Origin of the sequence: Streptomyces griseus (assembly GCF_001715295.1) — a bacterium.
Lineage (GTDB): Bacteria > Actinomycetota > Actinomycetes > Streptomycetales > Streptomycetaceae > Streptomyces > Streptomyces griseus_G.
In genome coordinates this window covers 474,303-497,178 of record NZ_MDKB01000005.1, presented here as the reverse complement: position 1 = coordinate 497,178, position 22,876 = coordinate 474,303, and the positions used below count along the sequence as shown (strand labels likewise).

General features: G+C 70.2%; 16 protein-coding genes. 7 read left to right on the top strand and 9 right to left on the bottom strand.

Translation table 11 applies throughout. The annotated features are described in order from the left end of the window. The first annotated feature begins 273 nt into the window (after positions 1-273). A complete protein-coding gene (locus BA175_RS26890) occupies positions 274-3,540 on the top strand; it encodes a GH92 family glycosyl hydrolase (RefSeq protein WP_079159821.1) in 3,267 nt (1,088 codons plus the stop codon). Between the two features lie 746 nt (positions 3,541-4,286). On the opposite strand, the gene BA175_RS26885 is transcribed toward BA175_RS26890, so the two are convergent. Both BA175_RS26885 and BA175_RS26880 read right to left on the bottom strand, forming a co-directional pair. Continuing rightward, on the bottom strand, positions 4,287-5,549 hold the full coding sequence (locus tag BA175_RS26885) for a DUF6357 family protein (RefSeq protein ID WP_069174110.1): 1,263 nt from the start codon (positions 5,547-5,549) through the stop codon (positions 4,287-4,289). Between the two features lie 181 nt (positions 5,550-5,730). Further along, the gene (locus BA175_RS26880; protein WP_139131417.1) at positions 5,731-8,871 is read right to left on the bottom strand and encodes a tetratricopeptide repeat protein; all 3,141 of its coding nucleotides are present in this window, start codon (positions 8,869-8,871) and stop codon (positions 5,731-5,733) included. A 96-nt stretch (positions 8,872-8,967) separates the two neighbouring features. On the opposite strand from BA175_RS26880, the gene BA175_RS26875 reads away from it, so the two are divergent. From BA175_RS26875 to BA175_RS26865, 3 genes are all read left to right on the top strand, one after another. Continuing rightward, on the top strand, positions 8,968-9,873 hold the full coding sequence (locus BA175_RS26875; RefSeq protein ID WP_069174108.1) for a hypothetical protein: 906 nt from the start codon (positions 8,968-8,970) through the stop codon (positions 9,871-9,873). A gap of 399 nt (positions 9,874-10,272) precedes the next feature. Next, positions 10,273-11,736: a glycoside hydrolase family 76 protein gene (locus BA175_RS26870; RefSeq protein ID WP_069174107.1), complete on the top strand. Its 1,464-nt coding sequence runs from the start codon at positions 10,273-10,275 to the stop codon at positions 11,734-11,736. 661 nt (positions 11,737-12,397) lie between these two features. Next, on the top strand, positions 12,398-13,642 hold the full coding sequence (locus BA175_RS26865) for an NAD(P)/FAD-dependent oxidoreductase (protein ID WP_069174106.1): 1,245 nt from the start codon (positions 12,398-12,400) through the stop codon (positions 13,640-13,642). A 36-nt stretch (positions 13,643-13,678) separates the two neighbouring features. On the opposite strand, the gene BA175_RS26860 is transcribed toward BA175_RS26865, so the two are convergent. Both BA175_RS26860 and BA175_RS26855 read right to left on the bottom strand, forming a co-directional pair. Further along, positions 13,679-14,197: a proline dehydrogenase gene (locus tag BA175_RS26860; protein ID WP_069174105.1), complete on the bottom strand. Its 519-nt coding sequence runs from the start codon at positions 14,195-14,197 to the stop codon at positions 13,679-13,681. 297 nt (positions 14,198-14,494) lie between these two features. Then, positions 14,495-14,866, bottom strand: coding sequence for a DUF4267 domain-containing protein (locus tag BA175_RS26855; RefSeq protein ID WP_069174104.1), 372 nt, complete (start codon positions 14,864-14,866; stop codon positions 14,495-14,497). Positions 14,867-15,009: 143 nt separating this feature from the next. Between BA175_RS26855 and BA175_RS26850 the strand changes: the two genes are divergently transcribed. Then, positions 15,010-15,897: a LysR family transcriptional regulator gene (locus tag BA175_RS26850; protein ID WP_069174103.1), complete on the top strand. Its 888-nt coding sequence runs from the start codon at positions 15,010-15,012 to the stop codon at positions 15,895-15,897. 109 nt (positions 15,898-16,006) lie between these two features. Here the strand turns inward: BA175_RS26850 and BA175_RS26845 are convergent, their stop codons facing one another. Continuing rightward, a complete protein-coding gene (locus tag BA175_RS26845) occupies positions 16,007-16,630 on the bottom strand; it encodes a hypothetical protein (RefSeq protein WP_069174102.1) in 624 nt (207 codons plus the stop codon). 608 nt (positions 16,631-17,238) lie between these two features. Here BA175_RS26845 and BA175_RS26840 point away from each other — a divergent pair. Together BA175_RS26840 and BA175_RS26835 are read left to right on the top strand one after the other, a co-directional pair. Continuing rightward, complete coding sequence (locus BA175_RS26840; RefSeq protein ID WP_069174101.1) at positions 17,239-18,114, top strand: helix-turn-helix domain-containing protein; 876 nt, start codon at positions 17,239-17,241, stop codon at positions 18,112-18,114. Beyond that, the gene (locus tag BA175_RS26835) at positions 18,111-18,302 is read left to right on the top strand and encodes a DUF397 domain-containing protein (RefSeq protein ID WP_069174100.1); all 192 of its coding nucleotides are present in this window, start codon (positions 18,111-18,113) and stop codon (positions 18,300-18,302) included. Before BA175_RS26840 ends, BA175_RS26835 begins: the two co-directional genes overlap by 4 nt. A 444-nt stretch (positions 18,303-18,746) precedes the next feature. On the opposite strand, the gene BA175_RS26830 is transcribed toward BA175_RS26835, so the two are convergent. The 4 genes from BA175_RS26830 to BA175_RS26815 all read right to left on the bottom strand — a co-directional run bounded on the left by BA175_RS26830 (position 18,747) and on the right by BA175_RS26815 (position 22,798). Continuing rightward, positions 18,747-19,151 carry an FKBP-type peptidyl-prolyl cis-trans isomerase gene (locus BA175_RS26830; protein WP_069174099.1) on the bottom strand — a complete coding sequence of 135 codons (405 nt, stop codon included), beginning with the start codon at positions 19,149-19,151 and terminating at the stop codon, positions 18,747-18,749. 763 nt (positions 19,152-19,914) lie between these two features. Further along, on the bottom strand, positions 19,915-20,139 hold the full coding sequence (locus BA175_RS26825; protein WP_069174098.1) for a helix-turn-helix domain-containing protein: 225 nt from the start codon (positions 20,137-20,139) through the stop codon (positions 19,915-19,917). Next, a complete protein-coding gene (locus tag BA175_RS26820) occupies positions 20,139-20,759 on the bottom strand; it encodes a DUF2975 domain-containing protein (RefSeq protein ID WP_069174097.1) in 621 nt (206 codons plus the stop codon). The genes BA175_RS26825 and BA175_RS26820 overlap by 1 nt, the downstream gene beginning before the upstream one ends. Positions 20,760-21,109: 350 nt before the next feature. Continuing rightward, the gene (locus tag BA175_RS26815; protein WP_069174096.1) at positions 21,110-22,798 is read right to left on the bottom strand and encodes a hypothetical protein; all 1,689 of its coding nucleotides are present in this window, start codon (positions 22,796-22,798) and stop codon (positions 21,110-21,112) included. Between the last annotated feature and the right edge of the window lie 78 nt (positions 22,799-22,876).

Here is a 22,876-nt window from a genome sequence, read left to right as displayed (position 1 = left end):
TGCCAGTTCACATCGCTCGGCGCATGTACTGACGACTTCGGGCCGATGGTCGTACTCCAGCCCTCCTGAGCGGTGTGGTCAGCGGGTGAGACCGGGTCCACGATCCGACGCAAACTATGTGCGCAAGTTGCCCCCGCTCAACCGGTGACATCCGGGCCGATCGGGGGTTACGGTGCCATCGAACAGAGTGACAACGTTGTCAGTGTGTCAGGACTCGAAGGGAAATACCCCATGCGGTTTGCTTTCAGACCGTTCCGTCCCCGTGCTTCCGGTATGACAGCCGGTCTGATGGCCGCCGTGCTCGTGAGTGGGGGAGTGGTCGGTATCGCCCAGCCCGCCGCCGCCTCGGACGCGGAACCGATCGATCTGGTCAATCCGTTCGTCGGAACCCAGAACTTCGGCAACACCTTCCCCGGGGCGAGCGCGCCGTTCGGCATGGTCCAGGTCAGTCCGGACACCGGCGGCCAGGGCGGCTACGACTACAAGCAGGACTCGATCTACGGATTCAGCCAGACGCACCTGTCCGGCGTCGGCTGCGGCGTCATGGGCGAGCTGCCCATCATGCCGACCACGGGCGCGGTCGACTCCGTGGACCCGAACGCCTACCGCTCCCCGTACAGCCACGACGACGAGCAGGCCGGTCCCGGTTATTACCGGGTGGGGCTGAAGAAGTACGACGTCGACGCGGAACTCACCGCCACCGAGCGCACCGGGTGGCAGCGCTACACCTTCCCCTCCACCGGTTCGGCCAACGTCCTGTTCAACACCGGCAAGGCCAACCAGTCCGTGCTGGACTCCGAGGTGCACGTCGTCGGTGACCGCACCGTGGAGGGCCGGGTGCACGCCGGGGGCTTCTGCGCCGGGCACGACGAGCACACGGTGTACTTCAGCGCCACCTTCGACCGGCCCTTCAAGGCCTACGGCACGTGGGACGGCGCAGACCCCGAGCCCGGCACCCGCGACGCGCAGGGAGGCGGCCGTAAGGGCGCCTGGGTGACCTTCGACGCGACCACCGACCGGGACGCCGTCCTCAAGGTGGGGCTGTCCTACACCGGTGTGGAGGGCGCCCGTAAGAACCTCGCCGCGGAGACCGAGGAGTCCTTCGACTTCGACGGCACGCGCAAGGCGCTGCAGGACACCTGGAAGAAGCAGCTGGATTCCGTCCGGGTCGGCGGAGGCGCGGCGGACCGGCAGAAGGCCTTCTACACCGCGCTCTACCACAGCCAGTTGCACCCGAACCTCGCCGGTGACGTCGACGGCAGGTACCAGGGGTTCGACAACAAGACGCACACGGCGAAGGACTACACGCCGTACCAGAACTTCTCGCTCTGGGACACCTACCGGCCGCAGAACCAGCTTCTGCAGATGCTGGAGCCGAAGGTCGCCCGGGACGTCGCGCTGTCGGTCGTCGCGGCCGGCCGGGACGGCGGCTGGCTGCCCCGCTGGGCACTCGCCAACAGCGAGACCAACATCATGACCGGTGACCCGGTCACCCCCTTCCTCGTGGAGGCCTGGTCGAAGGGTCTGCTCGCCGGACACGAGGCGGAGACCTACGCGTTGCTGAAGAAGAACGCGACCAGCACCCCGCCCGCCGACTCGCCGTACAACGGACGCTCGGGATCGGACCACTACACCGAGCGCGGCTACATCCCGTCAGGACTCGAGCTCGGCAAGGACTGCGCGGACAAGGGCGGCGACAACGACTGCAAGCACCCGGCGTCGGCGACGATGGAGTACTCCGCCGCCGATGCGTCGCTCGCGCTGATGGCCGACCGGCTGGGACACACGTCGGACGCCCGGATGTTCGCCGCGCGCGGGCAGTGGTACCGGAACCTGTGGGACTCCTCGATCCAGCAGTTCCGGCCGCGGACGGCCGACGGCACCTGGCTCACGCCGTACGACCCGGTCGAGGCGGCGCACCAGTTCCACGAGGGCGGCGCGTACCAGTACCAGTGGCTGGTACCGCAGGACCCGGCTGGTCTCGTCAGCCTGATGGGCGGCCGGAGCGCCACCGAGAAGCGGCTCGACTCCTTCTTCGTCCACGACAAGCTGCTCACCGACCCGGCGGGCACCGCTCGGAACGACTGGATCTCGCAGCCGTACGACTACTACGGCAAGCCGACGTACAACCCGAACAACGAGCCGGACCTGCACGCCCCGTACATGTACAACTGGGTCGGCGCACCGGCGAAGACCGCGACCGTGGTGCGTGCGGCGATGACGCTGTTCACCGACGGGCCGGACGGGATGACGGGCAACGACGACCTGGGCACCATGTCGGCCTGGTACGTCTTCTCCTCCCTCGGCCTCTACCCGACGATGAGCGGCGGCGACTTCCTGGCCGTGTCCAGCCCGCAGTTCGACTCGGCGACCGTCCGGATCGGCGGCTACCCCAAGGCGTCCGGCACCAAGGGCCAAGGCGGCACGCTCACGATCCAGGCCCCCGGAGCGAGCGACACGAAGCGGTACGTGCAGAGCGTGGCCCTGAACGGCCGGGACGTACCCCAGACCTGGCTGAGCTGGAACAAGCTCGCGCACGGCGGAACCCTTGCCCACCGGCTCGGGACCTCCCCCTCCTCCTGGGGCACGGGCAAGGGCGCCCAGCCGCCCTCCGTCAACCAGGCGTCCCCCGACAGCCGCAAGCACGTCGACGCGTCGCTGCGTCCCACCTCGGCGGTCGTCCCCACGGGTGACGCCGCACAGATCGCGACGTTCACGCTGGACGTCCTCGGGCAGGCACCCGGCAAGCTGAACGTGTCGGTCACGGCGAAGGTGCCCAGTGGCTGGAAGGCCACGACGGCACAGCGTTCGCCCCTGGTGATCGATTCCGGTCATCTTCCGGTGCAGAAGAAGGTGTCGCTCGACATCACCGTGCCGCCGGGCGTCGCGGCCGGGTCCTACCCCGTGGAGGTGAAGGTCGCGGGCCGAGGGGCGAACTCGGTCACCCGCAAGGCCACCGTCGCGGTGGGAGCCGCCACGACCTGCGCGAGTGAGGTGAACGGGCAGTGCGCAGTGGACCTGCGCGCGGACCTCGACCACGACGGCACGGCTACGGTGGCGAAATCCGACGAGGGCGACTTCGACGGGCACGGCTGGAGCTATGACGGCGACCTGCTGCCCAAGGCGGGGCCGGTCACGTGGGGCGGGGTGACGTACCACGCGCCGGACCCCACCGGCACGGCGAACAACTTCATGGAAGCGAGCGGGCAGGCCCTCCTGCTGCCCGCCGGACAGCACAGTGCGCTGCGGCTGGTCGGATCGGCGCACAACGGTCCTGTGACCACCCCACTGACCGTGCACTACACGGACGGCAGCAGCACGGAGACGTCGGTGACGTTCGGCGACTGGGCGGGCTCCGCGCCGGACGGCGGCACGGTCGTCCTCGACATGCCGCACCGCATCAAGCGGGGCAGCGGTGTCGACGGGCCGTCCGTGCGGCTCTTCGGTACGGCCGCCGAGCTCGACGGGGGCAGGACGGTCCGTTCGGTCTCGCTGCCGGACGACTCCCGCGTCGAGATCTACGCGATGACGCTCGTCTAGAGAGGGACGGCGGACCGCCGAAACCCAGCCTGCGGTGTGCCGTTCCGGATCGGCGCACCCCTCTCGTCAGGGCCCCGGCGCGAAAGCGCCGGGGCCCTTCGCGTGCTCGCCCACCCCGACATCCGGCCCACCGTCCAACCGTGGCCGCCGTCGTACCCGGACGGGACGGCCACGGCTGCCGTGCCGTCGGCATGTCCGGGTACGACGGCGGCCACGGACACCGTGACGACCTTCCGGTCCTCCTCACCATGACAGGAGCCGCCCGGGTGAACGCGGTGAGCGGCCCCCGGCAGTACGGGCACGGCCGGTCGAGCGCGGTGGGCCGCCCCTCACGGCCGAAGACCCGCTCGGCGCCGGCGCGGGCGCGGAGGGTGGTCGCGGCGATCTTGTCGGAGAGCAGTGGCCGGATCGCGGTGAACAGGTCTCCGTCGCCTCTCAGATGCTCAGGATCCAGTGTCGCGTGTGCCCGACAGCCGGGAGCGACGCCCCCTGGCTGCGCGACGAGCGGGGTCCATGCGACGGTCTCGTCGCGGCCGCGTGGACCGGCGGGGCCGCAACGTCGCCGACTGCCGGAACACCGGAACACCGGACCAGCGGAACACCGGACCAGCGGACCAGCGGACCGGCAGGCGGAGCCACCTGCGGCGCCCGGGGCTGCCGGGCGGCGGTGGCGGACATCCGGCGTCGGCTCCGTCCCGGCTCCCGGTGGCGGACAGCACCGGCGGGTGCGAGCGAGCATCGGCACGCTACTCGGTGTCACGCTGACGGCGCGCACGCTCGAACTCGGCGTTGTCCGACATCCAGGAGCCGTACGGTTCGAGTGCGGCGCAGCCGCCGCGGACGAAGGCGCTCACCAGGTGCCGGTACCCGCCGATCCCGTCGACCAGGCTGTACTCGACCCGGTACTCCGGATCCGACCCGCCTTCGGCCCGGCGCGCCGTCGTGATCCGGGCGATGGAGTCCGCGTAGAAGTGGAGCTGGATCCCTTCGCCCCTCTCCTCGTCCTCGATGGTGAACACGTCGTTGTCCGCAGCGGAGCGGTCGCCGACGAACTCCCAGAACTCCGCAGAGGCGGTGCGGGGACCGTCCTGCGACCACTTCTTCTCGACGCCCTTGTCGTCGGTGAACAGCAGGGCCGTCTTCGGTGCGTTCTCGCTGAAGCCGGCGCCGTCGCCGGCAGGCTCCTCGTCATCCTCCATGGGTGCGCTCCTGGTGCGGTCCGTGGCCTCCGAGCACATGAGGAAGCTCACGGTCCGCACCGCGTCGTCGACGAGCTGAGGGTGTGCACGGCGCACGGCCCCGTCGACCGTCATCGCCATCCGGTCCCAGTCACGTTTGTCCGTGGCGCGCTTTCCCCGTCGCGGATCGCGACCGATCCGCATCCCGGCGCTTGCCCGCTCCGCGGTGGCGATCACACGCATCACCTCGGGCAGCAGCTCTGGGTCCACGGCATCGGGAATCCGCCTCGGAACCGTCGCGCCGTGCAGGTACTGGCCCGTGTACCTCAGTATCGCGGTGTCAAGGGGGCCGAGTACTGTTCCGCGCTCGGCGCGACGGCGGTCCGCGTGGTATTCCTGAGCTCGTTTTCCGTTCGACGTCTCTGTCGCCGTGCGCATCGCCGCGTAGACCTGACCGTGTTCGAGCAGATCGATGTCAGCTCCATGGGCGATGAGCCGCCCCCTGTCCCACTGGATGCGCCGGAAGAGCGCGTCGACGTCGGCGGGGGCTGAGAGGAGAATCGGGTCCAGAAGCGCGGCGGCGGCGTTCTCGTCGAGCGGTCCTCGCGTCCCCGCCGCGGCGCACAGTGGAAGGACCGCGCTCCACAGCAACAGGTGTCTGGCCAGGTCCTCCCGGATCACCGCAAGATGGGCGGCCTTGATCGGGAACGTGAACGTGCGGGGCTCATGGTTGGCGTCCGCCCCGGCGCCGAGCATCAGCTTCAGCTCACCGGCCTCGTCGATCACGTTCGGGATCCAGCCGCTCGCGCGCGTGAAGATCATGTCTGCCATGGGTTCAGTCTTCCCCATCGGAAGAGACCAGCGAGTCCTGCCCGCACCGAGCTGACCGGCTGCTTTCGGGTACACCCCACGCGGCCCGGGAAGCCGGGCCACCTCCACCCGGCCCCTGCGGCCAGGGCCTCATGCGGCGCACGGTGATCGCAGCCCGCTGTCCCGGGGCGCGCCCGGCCGGTCAGCCGCCCAGCAGCCCGTCCATCTCTTTCCGTGCCCTGCGCGTGTCCCGGTGTTCCTCGCCCAGGACCCGCGCACGGTCGGCGACGACCTCGCGGAGCAGGTCCACCGCAGAGTCGACCTCCCCCAGGCGCGCCAGGGTCAGGGCGCGACCGAACCTCGTCGTGATGACCTCCGGGTGCTCGGGCTCGGCGTAGCGCGCCAGCCGCTGCTCCAGCAGGACGTCCAGTTCGGCGAGCGCGGTGACCGGGTCGCCGAGCTCGGCCCTGAGCATGGCGATGTTGTAGCGGGTGATCATGACGGCCGGGTGGGTGTCGCCGAGCACCTCCCGCTGGTCGCGGAGCACCTCCTCGTGCAGCGGCAGCGCGCCCGCGGCGTCACCCAGCTCCCACGTGAACCGCGCGGTGTTCAGCCGGACCAGGAAGGTGTTCGGGTGGTACGCACCGCGGACCCGGATGACGAGCGGCAGCAGCTCCCTGTAGCCGTCCAGCGCCTCCTGGAGGCGCCCCGACTCACCCAGGAACTTGCAGATGTTCATCCGGCTGAACACCACCTGCGCGTGCTCCTCGCCGAACGCCTCGATCCGGTCCCGCAGGAGCTCGGCGTGCAGTTCCAGGGCCTGCTCGTAGCGGCCCAGGATGCCGTGCCAGTACGCGATGTAGTGACGTTCCTCCAGGACGGCCGCGTCCGTCGGGCTCAGCACGCGTTCCAGGTCGGGCAGCAGCTCCTCGTGCAGTCGCAGCGCCTCCTCCCGGGCGCCGCTGCGCCCCGTCCAGTACGCGATGTGGTGCCGGGTGTCGAGGGTGCGCGGGTCGTCGGGGCCGAGGAGGCGCTCCTGGTCGGCGAGCACCTCCCGGTGCAGGGCCACGGCCTCGGCGAAGTCGCCCGTCTCGCCGGTCGCGTACGCGATGCGGGAGCGGGTCTCGAGCAGCTCGGGATCGTCCGCGTCGAGCACCCGGAGCTGGTCCGGCAGCAGCTCCCGGTAGAGCTCGCGGGCCCGCCCGTACGCCCCCGACTTGCTCGTCCAGTACGCCGTGCGGGCCCGGGCGCGCAGGGTCGCGGGCGCGTCGGCGCCGAGGCGTTCACCGAGGCGCTCGGCCCAGCTCGCCCAGCGGGTCCGGTTCACCGTCGCCTCCGGTGCGGCGCGCAGTTCGAGGCTTGCCAGGAGCCGCTCGTACAGCTTCGCGGCGGTGTTCTCGTCGGGTGTGGCGAGAGCCACCTGCCACAGGTGCTCGGGCTCGGCCTGTTCGGCATAGCGGTGCAGAGACTCGTCAGGTGTGTGCTGTTCCATGGGAGCCATGATCTCCAGCGCGTCGCAGAGCGCGCGATGCCCCTCCACCAGGTCCTGCTCCACCGCCACGTACTCGAGGAGGGACGGGTGGTACACGCCGAGCAGTTCGGTGCCCGACGGATCGGGCGAACGGACCAGGAGGCCACCGAGGAGACGGAGCACCAGTCCGACCGCCTCCTCGTCGGCCGGGCCGCCCAGTTCCCCCGCCGCCCGGGCGAGCAGAGGCCGGGGCAGGGTCATGCCGGGGCCGGATGCGGCGACGACGAGAAGGACCGGGTTGAGCCAGGCGGAGGCGCCGAACGAGGACGCCTCGTTCCGCAGCGGGATCAGCGCCTGGAAGTAGGCGTCCGCCAGTCCCTCACCGACCTCGGCTGCCTCGGACGGTTCGAAATCGGCAAGGACCTTGGTGACCTGCCAGTTCCCGTCCCGCCGGGCGAGGATCACCCGCCGGGCGTCCTCCGGTACCCGCCGAGCCCCGAGATAGGTGCGCAGGGTTTGCTCGTCGGGCGCCGGGACCGGCAACTGATGCCAGTCCTGGGGCAGTGCCACCCACTCCTGGACGGTGGTCACCACGCCGAACCATTTTGGTGCCGCGTCCCGCAGCGCCGTGAGCTCCGTGAGCAGCGCGGAGCGGCTCGTGGGGTCCTTCACCTGGTCGAGGCCGTCCACGACGACGCGCACCGCCTCGCGCGCATCCATCAGTCCGAGCGGTCCTGCCACCTCCGCGACCATGCTCGGCAGCAGCGTGCGCTTCGCCTCGGGAACCCGTGCCTGGTACGCCGTACGCGCGGTGCCGAAACCCGGCAGATACGTGCGCAACTGACGGGCCATCTGCTCGACGGCCGTCCCGGACGCCCACGCCGCGTCGCTGAGCCGCACGACGGCGCAGACCGTCGCGGCGGTGTCCGCCTCGTCCTCGGGCAGCAACTCGGGACGGGCGAGCGCGGTCGTGATCGTCGTCTTGCCCGTGCCCATGGCGCCGACCACCGCCACGAGCCGGTGCAGGCGGACGTGCCGGGCGATCCGGGCCAGTTCGGCGGGCGGCTGGAAGTGACGCAGGGCGGGCACCAGGATCTGCCGGTCGGGAGAACCGGCCAGCACGCTCAGCTTGTGGTCGTGCGCCACGTTGCGGGTGATCCAGGCCTGCGACGGGGCTCTGCGCGGACCCGTGCCCCCGTCGAACGAGACCGCTTGCGGAATCTGACGCCGGAGCAGTGTCTGGACCCGCAGGCGTACCGCCTTCGTCTCCAGGAACGAGTCGAGGCGGATGTCGCCGTGGCGGACGAGCCGGTTGAGGTGGCGCGAGAACTGCAGGTCGTAGGAGACCCGGTCGTCGGAGGAGGTCAGCACCTCCACCGTGCGGCCGGCCTGCATGGCGGACCTGAGCCAGCCCTCGGCCGCGGCGAGGAGGGCGTGGCCGGAGAAGCACCCGTCGACCAGGAGGGTCAGGTCGGGCACGCCCCCGTACCGCCGGGTCATCCGGCCGACCTCGCCGGGCAGGTCGAAGGCCGTCTCGGGGCCGGGCGCGGCCGGGGTGGAGCTGATCGGAAAGAGGAACTCGCCCCCCTCGGGGTGAAACCCGTGGCCGAGGAACCCGAGCAGCAGGGAGGCACGCGCTGCCTGCGCCTCCCGGAACGCCTCCTCCACGGCGTCGGTCACCTCGGACACCGTTCGTGGGTTCATCAGCAGCCCTTCGCCGTGCGCGGGCGCGTACGAACCACGCTTCGGGTCCAGTAATAACGCCGTCAACTCGCTTGCGTAGGAGTCCAGTCGGGCCAGCCGGTCCTCCTCCTTCCTCTCGCGGACGTCCCAGTGGGAGGCGATCACCAGCGTTCTGCGCTCAGCTGCCATGCGCGCATTATGTATGTGCGCGTGCACGGGGAACCATCGTTCAGGGCCCATGCGTTGGGGTGGCGAACGACGACAGCGCGGGCGGCAGGGGGAGGCATGGCAGAGCTGGTCATGGTGCACGGCATCGGACCCGAGTACGAGACCGAGCAGCTGCTGCGGGAGGCCTGGACGAGGACCCTCGCGCGCACGCTGCGGGACAACGGCCACGCCGAGGCGGCCGACCGCATCGAGAGCGAGGTGGTGACAGCCGACATGGCCTACTATCGCCACCTCTACCAGGGCTATGCGCCCCACGGTGACTCCGACGTACGGCTGCCCGCCCCTGTCGCGGCCACCGGCGGGGAGGTCGCCCGGGACATCATCGACAACATCCGCCGACACGCCTCCGACCCCGACGACAGGGAAGAGGCCGCCGAGGCCCTGGAGGAACTGACCTACGAGGTCGGCCCGGAGCAGGGGCCGTTGGAGCCGCTGCGCATGTTCGTCTCGATGATGGGACGGCTCGGCCCCATCGCCCGCTCCGGATTCGCCGCGCTGAGCAGCACCGGCGCGTTCCACCTCGGACAGGTGGCCGCCTACCTGGACGACGAGTGGGTCCGGGAAGGCGCGATCGATGCCGTGCTGTCCCGAGTGACCCCCGACACCAAGGCGGTCCTGGCCCACTCGCTCGGCACCGTCGTCGCCTACGAGGCGCTGCACCGGCTCGACCGGCCGCTGCCGCTGCTCGTCACCTTCGGATCGCCGCTCGGGCTGCGCTCGATCATCCGCGGGCGGCTGCGCCCGCAGCCGCTGCGCTCGCCGGCCCACCTCAAGCGCTGGGTGAACGTCGCCGACCGGGACGACTTCATCGTCGCCACGCTGAAGCTGCGGAAGCTCCTTCCCGAGGACGACGCCGTGCTCGAACGCACCCGGCGGGTCAGCAACCGCGACTTCGACCCGCACGCGGCGACGGAGTACCTCAGCCGCTGGGAGACGGTGGAGCCACTCGCCGAGCTGCTCTGAGCCGTCGCGCGCCGGTCCGACAGGGCCGGAGCCTCAGGGCCTGATCCAGGAGAACGGTGGTGGCCCCGCACCGGACCTGACGCCGGAAGGCTCCGCCCGGGCCAGAGCCCGTGTCAGGGCCGGGGGCGGGGGATTCCGGCACTGGTGGTCGGACGACGCTGCCGGTCGAGTGCTTGACCGGTGCCGCGACACCACTGCCCGTGCCGGTGACGGTGAACAGGGAGCCGATGCGCCGGCCGTGTGCCGTCGTCCCGGAGCGGTAGAGGACGCCGAACGAAGCCGCGCCCTCGTATCCCTCCCCGACGAAGTGGTTCGGTGCCCACCTTCCCGACGCTTGACATGCACGCGTTCATTGCTTGGAATGCGCACTGTCGCGTCCTCCATGGAAGGAAGCCCCCCATGCGCCTCCGCCTACCCCGCTCGCGCCGGGCAGTGATCGCGCCCCTCCTGCTCGCCTGCCTGGCGGCTCCGCTCGCCCCCACCCCCGCGGAAGCAGCCGGTGATCCGGTGTGCAACACGTACTGCGACGTCCGGGACCCGCAGTACGCCACGGGAGATCGCAGCCCCGTGACCGCGTCGATCCACTCCCGCGCGATCGTTCTGCACCTCTCCGACAACGATGTGATGGGCTGGGCGTCGATCGGCAACGGAAGCTCCGGCGACGAGGTGTGGCTCGACCGCTCCTTCGACGGCGGCAGGACGTGGTCCTCGGGCAGCAAACTCGGCCGCACCACGATTCCGCAGGGAGCCGGCGGCTGGCGCACTCAGATGTACAACGTCGACGACTGGGCGAACGCCGGCATCGGTGCCCTGCGGGCCTGCGGCAAGGCGGGCGACCGGGCGGAGATCGCCTGCACCGGCTGGGCGCGCGTGAACTGGAACGCCTGGAGCAGGAGCACCGCAGCGGCGACCGCGCTGATGATGGGCTACACCAAGGCGACCGGCCGGTTCGCCGACGGTTGGTGGACCTCGGCCACCGCCCTGACCTCGCTGATCGACAACATCCGGGTCAGCGGCATGCCGAGCTACACGTACGCCATCTCCAACACCTACGACAGACTCCGCGGCGCCGAGGGCGGCAACTTCACCAACAACTACCTGGACGACACCGGCTGGTGGGGCCTGGCGTGGGTGGCCGCCTACGATCTCACACGCGAGCAACGGTACTTGGACACTGCCCGCGTCGACGCCGACCACATGCACGCCTACTGGTCCTCGGCGTGCGGCGGCGGCGTCCAGTGGGCGACCGACAAGCCGTACAAGAACGCGATCACGAACGAGCTCTACCTGCACCTGAACGCGGCCTTGCACAACAGGATCGCTGGTGACACCACCTATCTGCGTCGGGCCAACGACGAGTGGGCCTGGTTCAGGAACAGCGGGATGATCAACTCGGGCAACCTGATCAACGACGGACTGACCGGCGCCTGTGTCAACAACGGCGACGTCACCTGGACCTACAACCAGGGAGTGATCCTCGCCGGACTTGCCGAACTGCACCGTGCCACGGGCGACAGCCGCCTTCTGGACAGCGCACGCACCCTCGCCGAGGCATCCACCTCCTCCACCTACCTCAACCCCGGCGGCACCCTGCGCGAGCCGTACGAACCCGACGGCACCGGCTGCACTTCCGACGGCGACTCCTTCAAGGGCGCCTACGCCAGGGGCCTCGGCATCCTGAACAAGGCACTCGGCGACCACCCCTACAGCGCCTATCTCGACCGCCAGGCCGGCACCGCCTACACCCAGGACCGCAACTCCCTCGACCAGTACGGGCCCCATTGGGCCGGACGCTTCACCGTGAGCGGCAACGGCTGCCAGCACAGCGCCCTCGATCTGCTCAACGCGGCTGCCGGCAGCTGAGTTGCCGGAGGAACAAGCGGGAAACCGAAACGGGTGCGTCCGATCGCCGGCCGGAGGGATCGCCTCACCACACAGCACTCGCTGCCTGCCCTCCACCGCTGTGGGCGCTCGGCACCGCCCTGGGAGACGTAACGCTTTCCTGCCCCGCCTTCTCCGGCTACGGGATGTCCGCCACCGCCGGAACCGTGTATCCCTACGAGTTCGCCGACGTCGGACCGGCCGGCTTCCGGCGTCCGGGCAACGAAGCCGACGTCGGCGCCCCGCCAGCTTCCGAGATGGCCTACGTCTGCCAGCGGGTCATGGGTCCGGGCCGCTCCCTGATTTCACCCCCCCCCGGGGCCCGGCTGTGCGGGACAGGCGGCGCCCAGCCGTTCGTCGGGCTTCGCCGGGGCGGTCGCCGCGCCGGAGTCGCCGGCGTCCTCCTGACGTGTTGTCGTGCGACGGCGCTCGGTCGTGGCGCCCGGGGATCGGCCGGGGGACGTGGTCCGCTGGACCCGTGGTCGCGACCGTGTCGTTCGCCGGTGGGCGGTCTCGACTTTCGCGCCACGTTCCGGCACGGGTCTGTGCCGGCTGATTCGGGGTACGGGCGAGGCGGAGAGGCCGAGCGGAGAGCCTGAGCTTCCGGGTGCCACACGGGGTACGGCGTTGATCGAGGGTGGACATGAGCATGGAACATCGCCGGACACACGACGTGGTGGTCGTCGGAGGGGGCCTGTCCGGCCTGGCCTGCGCGCTGGACCTGTGCCGTGCCGGACGGCGGGTGGTCCTGCTGGAGGCGTCCGACGGCGTGGGCGGGCGCATGCGTACGGACCGGCGCGACGGATTCCTGCTGGACCGTGGGTTCCAGGTGTTCAACACCTCCTATCCGCAGGTGAAGCGGCGCCTGGACCTGAGGAGCCTGCGACTGCGACCGTTCATCGCGGGCGTCGTCGCCCACACGCCGAACGGACCGGTCCGCCTCGCCGACCCGACGAGGGAGCCCGGTGCGGCAAAAGCCCTGCTGCCGGGGCGTGTCTTCTCGGCGCGCGACCTGGCCGCGCTGGCGGCACTCACCGTACGGGACGCCGCTCTGCCGGCATCCGCCGCCAGACGGCACAGGGACGGCTCCACCTCAGCAGCCCTGAGGCGGGCGGGAGTGTCGGACGCCGCGATCGACGACATCCTGCGACCGTTCCTGTCGGGCGTCTTCCTGGAGGACCGGCTGGAGACCTCCGCACGCTTCTTCCACCTGGTCTGGCGGAGCATGGCCCGAGGGTCCCTGTGTCTGCCGGCCCGGGGCATCGGCGCCGTACCGGCCCAGCTCGCCGACGGCCTGCCCGAGGGCGTCCTGCGGCTCGGCGCGCCCGTCGCAGAGGTCACCGACGCCGGGGTGCTGCTGGAGGACGGGAGCGAGGTGCCGGCCCGGACCGTCGTGGTGGCGACGGACCCGGCGACCGCCGCCCGCCTGCTGCCGGACCTGACCGTGCCGGACACACGCACCGTCACCACCTACTACCACGCCACGGACGGCACGCCGAGGGCGGAACCGATCCTGATGGTGGACAGCACCGGAGCGATCCTGAACACCTGCGTACTCAGCGAGGTCGCTCCCACCTACGCGCCCCCCGGCACCGCGCTGATCTCCACCTCCGTACTGGGGGCCGACCTCCCCGGCAGGGCACAGGCGGTGCTCCGGCGTCTGGCCGAGCTGTACGGCACCGACACGACCGGCTGGCAGCAGGTCGCCGCCCGCACGGTCGAGGGTGCGCTGCCGGCGATGCTCCCTCCGTGGCCGCTGAGCCGTACGACCCGCCTCCACCCGGGCAAGTACGTGTGCGGGGACCACCGGGCTACCGGCTCCGTGCAGGGCGCTCTGGCGTCGGGCGCGCGCGCCGCGCGAGAGGTGCTGGCCGACCTGGGGCCGTAGGGGTGCCTTCTGGGCGCGAGTGGAGTCCCTGTGCGGTCAGTCGGTTTTGTCGATCACGCTGCGGGCGGCGAGGCGGAAGTCCTTGACTGCTCGGTAGAGGATGCGCTCTCGTTCGGCGGCGAGGGCAGTGTCTTCTGCCTTGTGGGTGGTATCTCCCACGTGGGCGTTCCGGGCCAGACGTCGCATGACGTGCGAGAGATCTTTCGAGGCGTCGGTGACGCGTTCCACGACTTCCGTGAGCGGTGCCGGCCCTTCGAGAATGACGACCTCGCAGGCGCGATGGACCTCGCGAGCCAGGGTGATGAAGCGGCCTATCTTCTCGTCGATGTCGGGGAGATCGGGATGGTCCGAACGCAGCGCGTCCAGGACGGCGTCCATGGCGATGTCGCGGTCATGGAGCGCACCGAGGTAGTCGGCGTAGGCGTCGCGGCGGCGCTGACGGTTCCATTGGGCGTGCTGGGACCGTGCCTGAGCGCGGCCGTTGACGATCGCGGCCCCGAGTGTGGTGGCGGAACCGACAGCGGCGCCCAGCAGTGCGGCAAGCCCTGAGTCCATGGGCCTCACTCTGCCGCTCCCGCTGTTCATTCAGTCCATCGGGGTTCGTTCCGCTTTTCGTGGTGAGCGGGTCGGCATGCTACAGCCGTCCCACTCCTGGGTGATGGCTTTCCAAGAGCCGGTGTCCACGGCGGTCGCTGCCGCACAAGGTTGTCGGCCGGCAGGCGAATCGTGGTCGGGGCGCGTCCGATGACCTCGGCATCAGCCTCGCGTATGACGGGAGGCCGGCCGACATGCGGGTGGGTCAGCGACATGGGCCCACTCCCTCGAGCGCGCAATGGCGGCGTCACGTGGGGATCAGGCCGCGAAGAGAAGTGCGGCCGAGACAAGGACTGCGACTGCCGTGGCCAGGTGGATTCCGAAGGCCACCGCCCTCGTTCCGCCGTTACGCAGGACGATCACCGTGTCTCCCAGCGGAGTCAGCGCGATCACCAGCATGAACCAGGCAGCCGCGTCGGCGTCCGAAAAGGCCAGCAGGGCGAGCCCGAGAAGGCCCGAGACGAGGTCACGCAGACCTTTGACGGTCAGGTACGCGGAATCGCCGTTCTCCTTGGCCGGCACACCGTAGCCGGCGGCAGCGGCCCGCGGCTGCAAGAAGAACCGGAGCCCGATGAAGACGACCAGGAGGTCGAGCACCACGGCCAAGCCGTACGCGAGCGGTGTGAGCACGTCATCTCCCTGCGTCTGCGCCGAGTACCGAGGGGATGCCCTCGGAGAGGACGTGACCCAGGATGCAGCGCGGAAAACGCGCGAACAATGCCTGGCTGCACATGGTCTGATAACCCAGGAGTTATCACTGAAGGCGGGGGCCAATGGAACTACGGGACATCGAGATCTTCCTGACGCTGGCCGAGGAACTGCACTTCGGCCGGACCGCGGACCGGCTGCACGTGTCACAGGCGCGAGTGAGCCAGTCGATCGCCAAACAGGAACGGCAGATCGGCGCGCGCCTCTTCGCCCGCAACAGCCGCCAGGTCGAGCTCACTGCCATCGGAACACAACTGCGGCAAGACCTCAGCGCGGGCTACCAGCAGATACTCGAAGGCACCCGCACGGCCACCGCTGCCGCCCGTGGCACCACCAGCACACTGACCCTCGGGCTGCACGGCCCCCAGGCACACGACCACGTACGCGTACTCGACCTGTTCCGGAGTCGGCACCCCGAGGTCGACCTCCGCATTCAGGAGATCACCTTCACGGACCCCTTCGGTCCCCTGAGGAACGGCTCCGTCGACGTGGCGACCGCCTGGCTGCCCGTCCGGGAACCAGATCTCACCGTAGGCCCGATCGTCATCACCGAACCCCTGCTTCTCATGGTCGCCACCGACCACCCCCTCACCCGCCGGGAAACCGTCAGCATGGAGGACCTGGCCGCCTGGCCCCTGCCTCACTCCGCCACACCTGTCCCCGACTACTGGTTGCAGACGCTCGTCCCCACCCACACCCCCGGCGGCCGGCCTATCCGGCGCGGCCCGAAGGTCTCCTCGTTCCAAGAGCTCGCCGCCGTGGTCGCGGCAGGCGAGGCGATCAGCCTCGTCCACGGTGATGCCGCACGCTACTACCAGTGGCCCGGCCTGCTTTATCTCCATCCGCACGACGCTCCGATGGCGAGCTGGGCCCTGATCTGGCCGACGGCCGGAGAGACGGAACTGGTCCGTGCACTCGCAAGGGCAGCGCGGGACACGGGACCACTCGGATGAGGGGCCGCCCCAACGACGCAGGAGACGGGCCTGGCTTACGGTCGGCGACCGGGGCCTGTCCGGTGGAAGGGGACGAAGCCTCGGCACTCTGCCTGGGTCGAAGGCCTGCTCAGTATCCCCAGCTGGCGTAGACGGTGACTTTCTCGCCGTTGTCCTCTGCTCCGACGCACACGTCACGCCAGTCGAGCAGCCAGCCGCTTGGGCGGCAGCTCTCCTGCTGGAGGCCGAGCTTGCGGATGATCTCCGGGCGGGACAGGCCGTCCCCGCTGGTGACCGTCGCAGCGCGCCAGCAGCCGCCGGAACCGCAGCTGATGCCTTCGTCAGCCATGCTGATGCCTGGCGGCAACGAGGGGAGGGCCTTGGACGGCGGGGCGTCCGAGCCTTCGCTGATCAGCAGCGCGTACAGGAGGCCGACCACCAGGGTGAGGGCGAACTGCGTCCCCAGGAAGCCGATCGCTCCGTTGCGGCGGGGAATCCATTCCGGGGGAGGGGAGTTCCCGTGCCGGCTTTCCAGTCCCGCACCGCAGGCGATGAGCAGAGGCGCCAGGGCCGTGAACACGAGATGGGCGTCGGGTCGGGGGGCGTCGATCCAGCCCTGCTGGACACTGATCAGCAGACCGGCTCCGGCGAGCAGCATGCCGCCGATCGCGAAGCCGACAGGGCGGGTGCGGGCGATCGTCGTCCAGACGACGGTGGGCGCGACGGCGAAGAGTATCCCCAGAACGGTCAGCATGTAAGGGGGGACGTGCGGCCCCGAGCGCCCGGTTCCGTGCGGCCGGGTCTCACAGTGGTCGGCGAGGGCGGCGACGAGCAGCAGGCCGCGCGTCCGCCGGGGTGCAGCGCCTCGGGGTCGGCGTCCGCCGGAGGCGGCTGCGGGTACACCTCCCCGCAGGCGTCGGTGACCTCGATGCGGAGATGTCCGGCCGCAGGGGCGAAGGCGAGCGTGAGCCGTAAGCAGCGACCGGTAAGACGACGCCGTGCAGGACGGCGTTGGCGGCGAGCCCCGCGGCCACGAGTTCGGCACGCTCCGTGAGGTCGTGCGGGGCGCCCCAGGTGCGCGGCTCGGTCACGGCGAGCAGCCTGGCCAGGCGGGCGCCGCGCCGTGTGGAGGACAGGAGCTGGGTGAAGGTGCGGGTCGGGCGGCCGACGTGGGTCAGGGCGTGGTTCACGGCGTCAGAGTGACGGCCGGAAGCGCCTGAGGTCGAGCACCGCACCCCGTACGCGGAGTAGGTGTACGGTCACGAAGAGTGGACAGTACGATGCCCGGCCCGTCACGCTGAGTGGTGAGCGCGGGGCGGTGTCAGGAGCCGTCGCGGTGCGGTGCGGCGAGAGGCGGGGCGGATGGACAGCGGTGCGGGGGAGGCGGCCGGGTGCGGAGGCGCTCAGGGGGTTCCGGTGGGGGAGCGGGAACCCCATCCGTCGGACAGTATGCGTACGTTCGGCGCGGTGGTCCAGGCGCTACGCGAACACGCGGGGCTCAGCCGGACCGAGTTCGGCGAGCGGGTCCGGTACTCCAAACACACGGTGGAGTCGGTGGAGTTGGGTCGCCGGATGGCGGACGAGGTGTTCGTGGAGCACGCGGAGGAGGCGACCGGCAACACCGGGGCGTTGCGTAAGGCCGCCCGGCATCTCACCCGGGGCGAGGCGGGACTCGCGGCGTGGTTCCGGCGGTGGGCGAGGCTGGAGCGGGAAGCGGTGAGCCTGTCCACGTACGAATGTCGGCTGGTGCCGGGGTTGTTGCAGTCGGAGAGGTATGCGCGCGCAGTGTTCGAGGGCACGATCCCGCTGCGTACGGACGGCGAGCTGGAGGAGCAGCTCGCGGCACGGATGGAACGGCAGGCCATGATGCGGGAGCGGCCCACCGTGCCGTTCAGTTTCATCGTCGAGGAGCACGTGTTCCGGCGGCGGTTCGGTGACGCGGAGGCGATGCGGGGGCCCTTCGACCATGTCCTGGAGCGCAGCGCGCCGCGCAATGTGACGTTGCAGGTGGTGCCGGTGGAGGCTGGGTTGCATACGTGTCTGGACGGGCCGGTGCAGGTGTTGGAGACCCCGGAGGGGCGGCGGTTGGGTTACTCGGAGGGGCAGAAGAACGGGCGGCTGATCTCCGACCGCAAAGAGGTGAGTGTGCTCTACCAGCGCTATGACACACTGCGCTCGCAGGCCCTGAGCCCCAACGACACCCGGGCCTTGCTGGAGCGACTTCGAGGAGAGCTATGAACAGTGGTACGACGGAACTCGCCTGGTCCAAGTCCAGCTACAGCGGGAGCGAGGGCGACAGCTGTGTGGAGGTCGCGGTCGCCGAACAGGCCGTGCACGTACGGGACTCCAAGGACGTGACCCGTCCGGCCTTCGCGGTGGGGCGGGAAGGCTGGGGACAGTTCGTACGGTTCGCGTCGGAGCGCTGAGCGACATAGGGCGTGCCGTCGGCCGAGCGGTGGGCGGCACGTGGTCGCCGCACCCAGGAACTCCAGCGCGGTCCGGTGGGGCGGGGAGGACCAGGGGGTAAGTGGCCGAGTCATGGCCCGGATCTGTTGCCGCGATCATTCCGTTCATCGCTCGCTCGGCGGATGTCCCGTCGGCCGAGGAACCACTGCCTGTTCCAGCCCTGCGACACCGAACGACTGCGGGCGTCGGACTCCGTGGTGGGCTTGCCGGTCTGTGGACCTCACCGGTGGGAACGGCCTGTTCCGGCAACCGGTAACGAGGCAGCGGCACGGCGGAGTCGGCCTGCTCCGGTTCCACAGCAGGACGAAGCAGTCCGCCCCTGCCTGAGCAAAGAATCAGCTGCCCTCACGTGGGGGGACAGCGTGCCCCGCCTCCTCAGGAGCGCCGGGTCCAGGCCGAACCGGTCAAGCCGGGCCGGCTCCGGCGGGCCCGCCCGCGACCGTGATCAGGTCCACGACGAAAACCAGCGTCGAGCCCGCCGGGATCAACGGCGAGGGTGACTGCTTGCCGTAACCGAGACGCGGGGGGACGATGATCTCGCGCCGGCCGCCGACCTTCATTCCCCTCACTCCCCGGTCCCAGCCCTTGATGACCTTGCCGCCGCCCACGGCGAACTTGAACGGCCGGTCCCGCTCCCAGGAGGAGTCGAACTCCCTTCCGGACGCGAACGTGACCCCTACGTAGTGGACCTGGACGACCCTGCCCGGTTGCGCCTCGGGTCCGTCCCCGACCACGAGGTCCCGGATCGTCAGCTCGGTGGGTGCGTCACCCTCCGGAACCTCGATGGTGGGCTTCGTTAGTTCGCTCATCACTGTTCCCTCGTTCGCCGCCGGACTCCCCCCGCGCAGGCCCGGGGCGGACACATGGACGTTCCATGCGGCAGGCGATCACGCTACCCGCTGGGCCACCAAACGTGGTCAAGGGGCGTCCTGTATTCCCTGGCGGGCGCACGACGACAGCTACGGCACCTCGCTGCGTGGTCGGAACGTCCGCATGCATCCTGCATGCGGACGCGCCTCCGCCTCGCGATGCACTGCATCTGACGCAGCGCGCTGATCCCCCAGGGACTACGGGACAGCCCTGAGATGTTGTCCCACGGGGCAAGAAGCGATCCGGAACGGAACGCTGGCAAGGGCGCTGACGGTGAAGGCAGCGAGAACGACGATGGTGGGACTCACCCATGCGGGCACCGGACCGATCTGCTCGTTGCATGCGTTGGCCAACAGGAAGAACGATGTGGCGTCCGCACCCGTGCGGTCACGCCACGCCTGGTCGTAGGTGGTGTGATGGGTGAGCCGGCAGGTTTCCCGACCGTCCAGCCCTCCTGCGAAGACGCCGGTCCCCCATACAACGACCGCGAAACCGGCGGCCAGGTCGGCACCGATGAGCCCGATGCATCCTGAAGTTGCTGATCGCGGGGAGGGTGTGAGTGCGGTGGCCGGTTCTCCTGCGGGGCGTGAGCGGTTTCCGAGCATCGTGATCCTCCGACAACGAGGCCGGGAGGCTTCCGTGGTCCGGCCGGCGGCGTGCGCGAAGGATCGAGACCCGGCCGTTCAGGTCTTCCGTCGCGGGTCAGGCTTTGCGGATGCTGAGCAGGTCGCCGGGCTGGCAGTCCAGTTCGCGGCAGATCGCGGTGAGGGTGGAGAAGCGGATCGCCTTTGCCCGGTCATTCTTGAGAATGGAGAGGTTGACCACTGTCACCCCGACCCTGGTCGCCAGTTCGGACAGGGTCATGCCGCGCTCGGCCAGCAGTCGGTCCAGGTGGACCTGGACCCGGTGCTCCTCTTCCGGTGGCATCAGACCAACCCCTCGGTATCGGCGCGCAGCTTCGTTCCGCGCCGGAAGACTTCTCCCAGCGCCAGGATGAGGAAGGCGAGCAGTACGTACTCGCCGGTGAAGGTGACCGAGAACGGGACCTGTTCGGCCATGGGGGTATCGCTCACCAGTATTTCTGTGGCGAGTGCCGGCAGTACCGGGGCGAGGAGGGCCTGGACCAGAACCGCGAGTCCTACGACGCTCAGGCGTCGGGCGTTCACCGGCACGAAGACGTCGCCGCTGCGCAGGGTCCGGGCCATCCTGAAAAGGAGGGCCAGGATGAGGAGCAGGAGCAGGCTGCCGACGATCTCCGGCAGGGCGAGCAGCAGGCGCTGACCCAGGTCGGGGTCGGCGAAGACGAGATCCGCCCGGTGTGTGCCGGTGAGGGTCGTGCCGTGGCCCGTCACGGCGTCGGTCACGGTTCCCGGTACCCGGGTCGCCGTCTCGGCCTCAACCTCGCGGGTGTCCATCGGATCCATCAGACCGGCCACCCCGAGGGCCGGAAGTAGCGCTCCGAAGACGCCGACCAGCAGAACAGCCAGGCCCAGAGCTGCCTCCAGCAACCGGCTGTCGGTCCGGCTCCACCAGGACTTGCCACCCATGTTTTCCCCCTGTCCACCGGCAATGTGCATATCGTTTAGCAATACCATCGGTAAACGATACGCTTTGTCAAGGGAATGTACTGCACAGGAGCCTGTCCACCCTGGCGATCTCGTCCGTGAGGACGAGCAGGCCGCAGGGGCATGGTCGCCGTGCCGGGCGTGGAGGTTGACCCGCTCGTGCTGGTCTCGGACGTGATCATTAGCAGGTGATCGTCTGCCACGGGCCGGTTCGCCGGTTCCGGGGCGGTCCTTCCGCCGTCCCCCGCCGGTCTCCCCGCCCACCGTGGGCGCGGCGGAGAGACCGGTGGGGGAGGGGATGCCCACCTCACCGTCGGGTCCGTACCGGATACTCAGCCCGTGCAGGTCACCTTCACCGCGGAGATCGCGTGGTGCTCGTTGTCGCCGTCCTGACCCCGGTCGTGCAGTCGCACGGAGAGCTTCTTGGCGTCGACGGGGAAGGTGCCCGGCACGTTGTACCACGTGCCGCGCCGCTTCTGCTGGTCGACGTAGTAGGAGCCGACCAGGTTGCTGGTCCTGGGCAGGAAGCGGTCGTACACGGTGTAGTAGCTGGGGTGGCCACCGACCCGCACGACGTTGGAACTACCCGGCACGTGTACGGAGATGCTGCACTTGCGGGCGCTGTCGGGTAGGTCGAACAGCCAGGTCGCCGATCCGTCTGAGTCCTTGGAGGAAGAGCCGGACATGGGCATGGACAGGTACTTCCCCGCACAGCCGTAGCCGCCGAAGCCGCCGCTGTGCGTGCCCCAGCCCTCGTCACCGTCGCTGTAGTAGGCCGACCTCTGGAAACGCTGCGTGGGGCAGTCAGGTCCGGACACCCCGCTGTACACGACGGTGGTCGTCGACTTGGGTACCGTGCCGGACGACGGGGTCGCGGCGGGGGCGGTCGGGCCCGTGCCCACCGGGGTCCTGGCGACGGCATCGCCCTTCTCCGTGGTGCCCCCGGTTCCCTCGGCTGCGCCCTTGCCGTCCTTGGCACCCGCCTCGGCCGACCCGTTCGCGGGCTTCCGTCCGACCTTCACGTCCGCGGGCGCCGGCCCGTCGCCGACGTCCGCGCGCACGTGGTTGACGGAGCCCTTGTCACCCCGGGCCGGCGTGCCGCCCGGCTTGTCGCCGCCGGCGGCCGGTACGCCCTGGGGAGAGTCGGGGTCGGTGCCCGGCACATAGCCGCCGTCCTGATCGGCCTCTTTCCACGCCGCCGCCGCTTCCCTGCGCTGGGGCTCGGCCTCGTCCTTCTGGGCGCCCGCCACGACGAACGGCGCGCCGAGAAGCAGCGCACCGGCGAAGGCAGCCGCCACCACCATCGGGCGCGACACCCGGCCGGGGCGTTCCGGAGCGCCGCCTTCCGTGGCTGAGGCACTGCCGGGAGGGGTGGACGACGCGGTGGCCACGGTGGCCGTGGCGGCCGAGGTGGCACCGGACGTCGAGGTGTCGGCTGCCCCCTCCGCGACGGCCTCTGCGGAAGCCGGAGTCGCAGGAGCCGTACCCGCGGAAGCCGTAGCTGTGCAACCCGCCTCCGCGGAAGCCGTCTCCTCGGACACGGCCGACGGGGACGTACTCGTCCCGGCGGTGCCCTCCGCGCCGCCGCCCACCGAGGCCGTGGGACCGACGCCCGCCGCACCGGCAACTGTGGTGGTGGCAGCCGAGGCCGTACCTGCCACCGGCGCCGCCGCCTCGGGGGAGACCGCCGCTTCCTCACCGCCCGGATGCCCCTCCGGCCCTGACCTGGTCCTGCCGATGGAGATCCCGGCCGTGTGCGCCACCGCCGGTGCCTGGGCCTCCGACTCCCCGGTCTCCTCCGGACCGGACGCCGACGAGGTCGACGTCCGCGCGAGGCCGCCGACCGTGCCACCGGGGACCGCAGCGTCCCCGTCCTCGGTCTCCGTACGGGGACCAGGCGCCGACGGGGCGCCGATGCTCCCCGGAACCGCGCCCTGCGAACTGTCCGGAGTCGTTCCGCCCGAGGCCCCGCTCCGGCCGTTGCCGGACTCACTCTCCTCGCTGGACCGCTCTCGCTTCACAGGTCGCCCCTCTTTCCCCATCATTGATTCCCTTCATTCTCTTGCTTGCTGATGAGAGCACTCGGTACCCGCCCCTGC

Bases quoted from the DNA above. Each gene is read 5' to 3' on its own strand.
- BA175_RS26890 (WP_079159821.1), top strand. From the start codon at position 274: ATGACAGCCGGTCTGATGGCCGCCGTGCTCGTGAGTGGGGGAGTGGTC.
- BA175_RS26885 (WP_069174110.1), bottom strand. From the start codon at position 5,549: ATGGCAGACATGATCTTCACGCGCGCGAGCGGCTGGATCCCGAACGTG.
- BA175_RS26880 (WP_139131417.1), bottom strand. From the start codon at position 8,871: ATGGCAGCTGAGCGCAGAACGCTGGTGATCGCCTCCCACTGGGACGTC.
- BA175_RS26875 (WP_069174108.1), top strand. From the start codon at position 8,968: ATGGCAGAGCTGGTCATGGTGCACGGCATCGGACCCGAGTACGAGACC.
- BA175_RS26870 (WP_069174107.1), top strand. From the start codon at position 10,273: ATGCGCCTCCGCCTACCCCGCTCGCGCCGGGCAGTGATCGCGCCCCTC.
- BA175_RS26865 (WP_069174106.1), top strand. From the start codon at position 12,398: ATGAGCATGGAACATCGCCGGACACACGACGTGGTGGTCGTCGGAGGG.
- BA175_RS26860 (WP_069174105.1), bottom strand. From the start codon at position 14,197: ATGGACTCAGGGCTTGCCGCACTGCTGGGCGCCGCTGTCGGTTCCGCC.
- BA175_RS26850 (WP_069174103.1), top strand. From the start codon at position 15,010: ATGGAACTACGGGACATCGAGATCTTCCTGACGCTGGCCGAGGAACTG.
- BA175_RS26845 (WP_069174102.1), bottom strand. From the start codon at position 16,630: ATGCTGACCGTTCTGGGGATACTCTTCGCCGTCGCGCCCACCGTCGTC.
- BA175_RS26840 (WP_069174101.1), top strand. From the start codon at position 17,239: ATGGACAGCGGTGCGGGGGAGGCGGCCGGGTGCGGAGGCGCTCAGGGG.
- BA175_RS26835 (WP_069174100.1), top strand. From the start codon at position 18,111: ATGAACAGTGGTACGACGGAACTCGCCTGGTCCAAGTCCAGCTACAGC.
- BA175_RS26830 (WP_069174099.1), bottom strand. From the start codon at position 19,151: ATGAGCGAACTAACGAAGCCCACCATCGAGGTTCCGGAGGGTGACGCA.
- BA175_RS26825 (WP_069174098.1), bottom strand. From the start codon at position 20,139: ATGCCACCGGAAGAGGAGCACCGGGTCCAGGTCCACCTGGACCGACTG.
- BA175_RS26820 (WP_069174097.1), bottom strand. From the start codon at position 20,759: ATGGGTGGCAAGTCCTGGTGGAGCCGGACCGACAGCCGGTTGCTGGAG.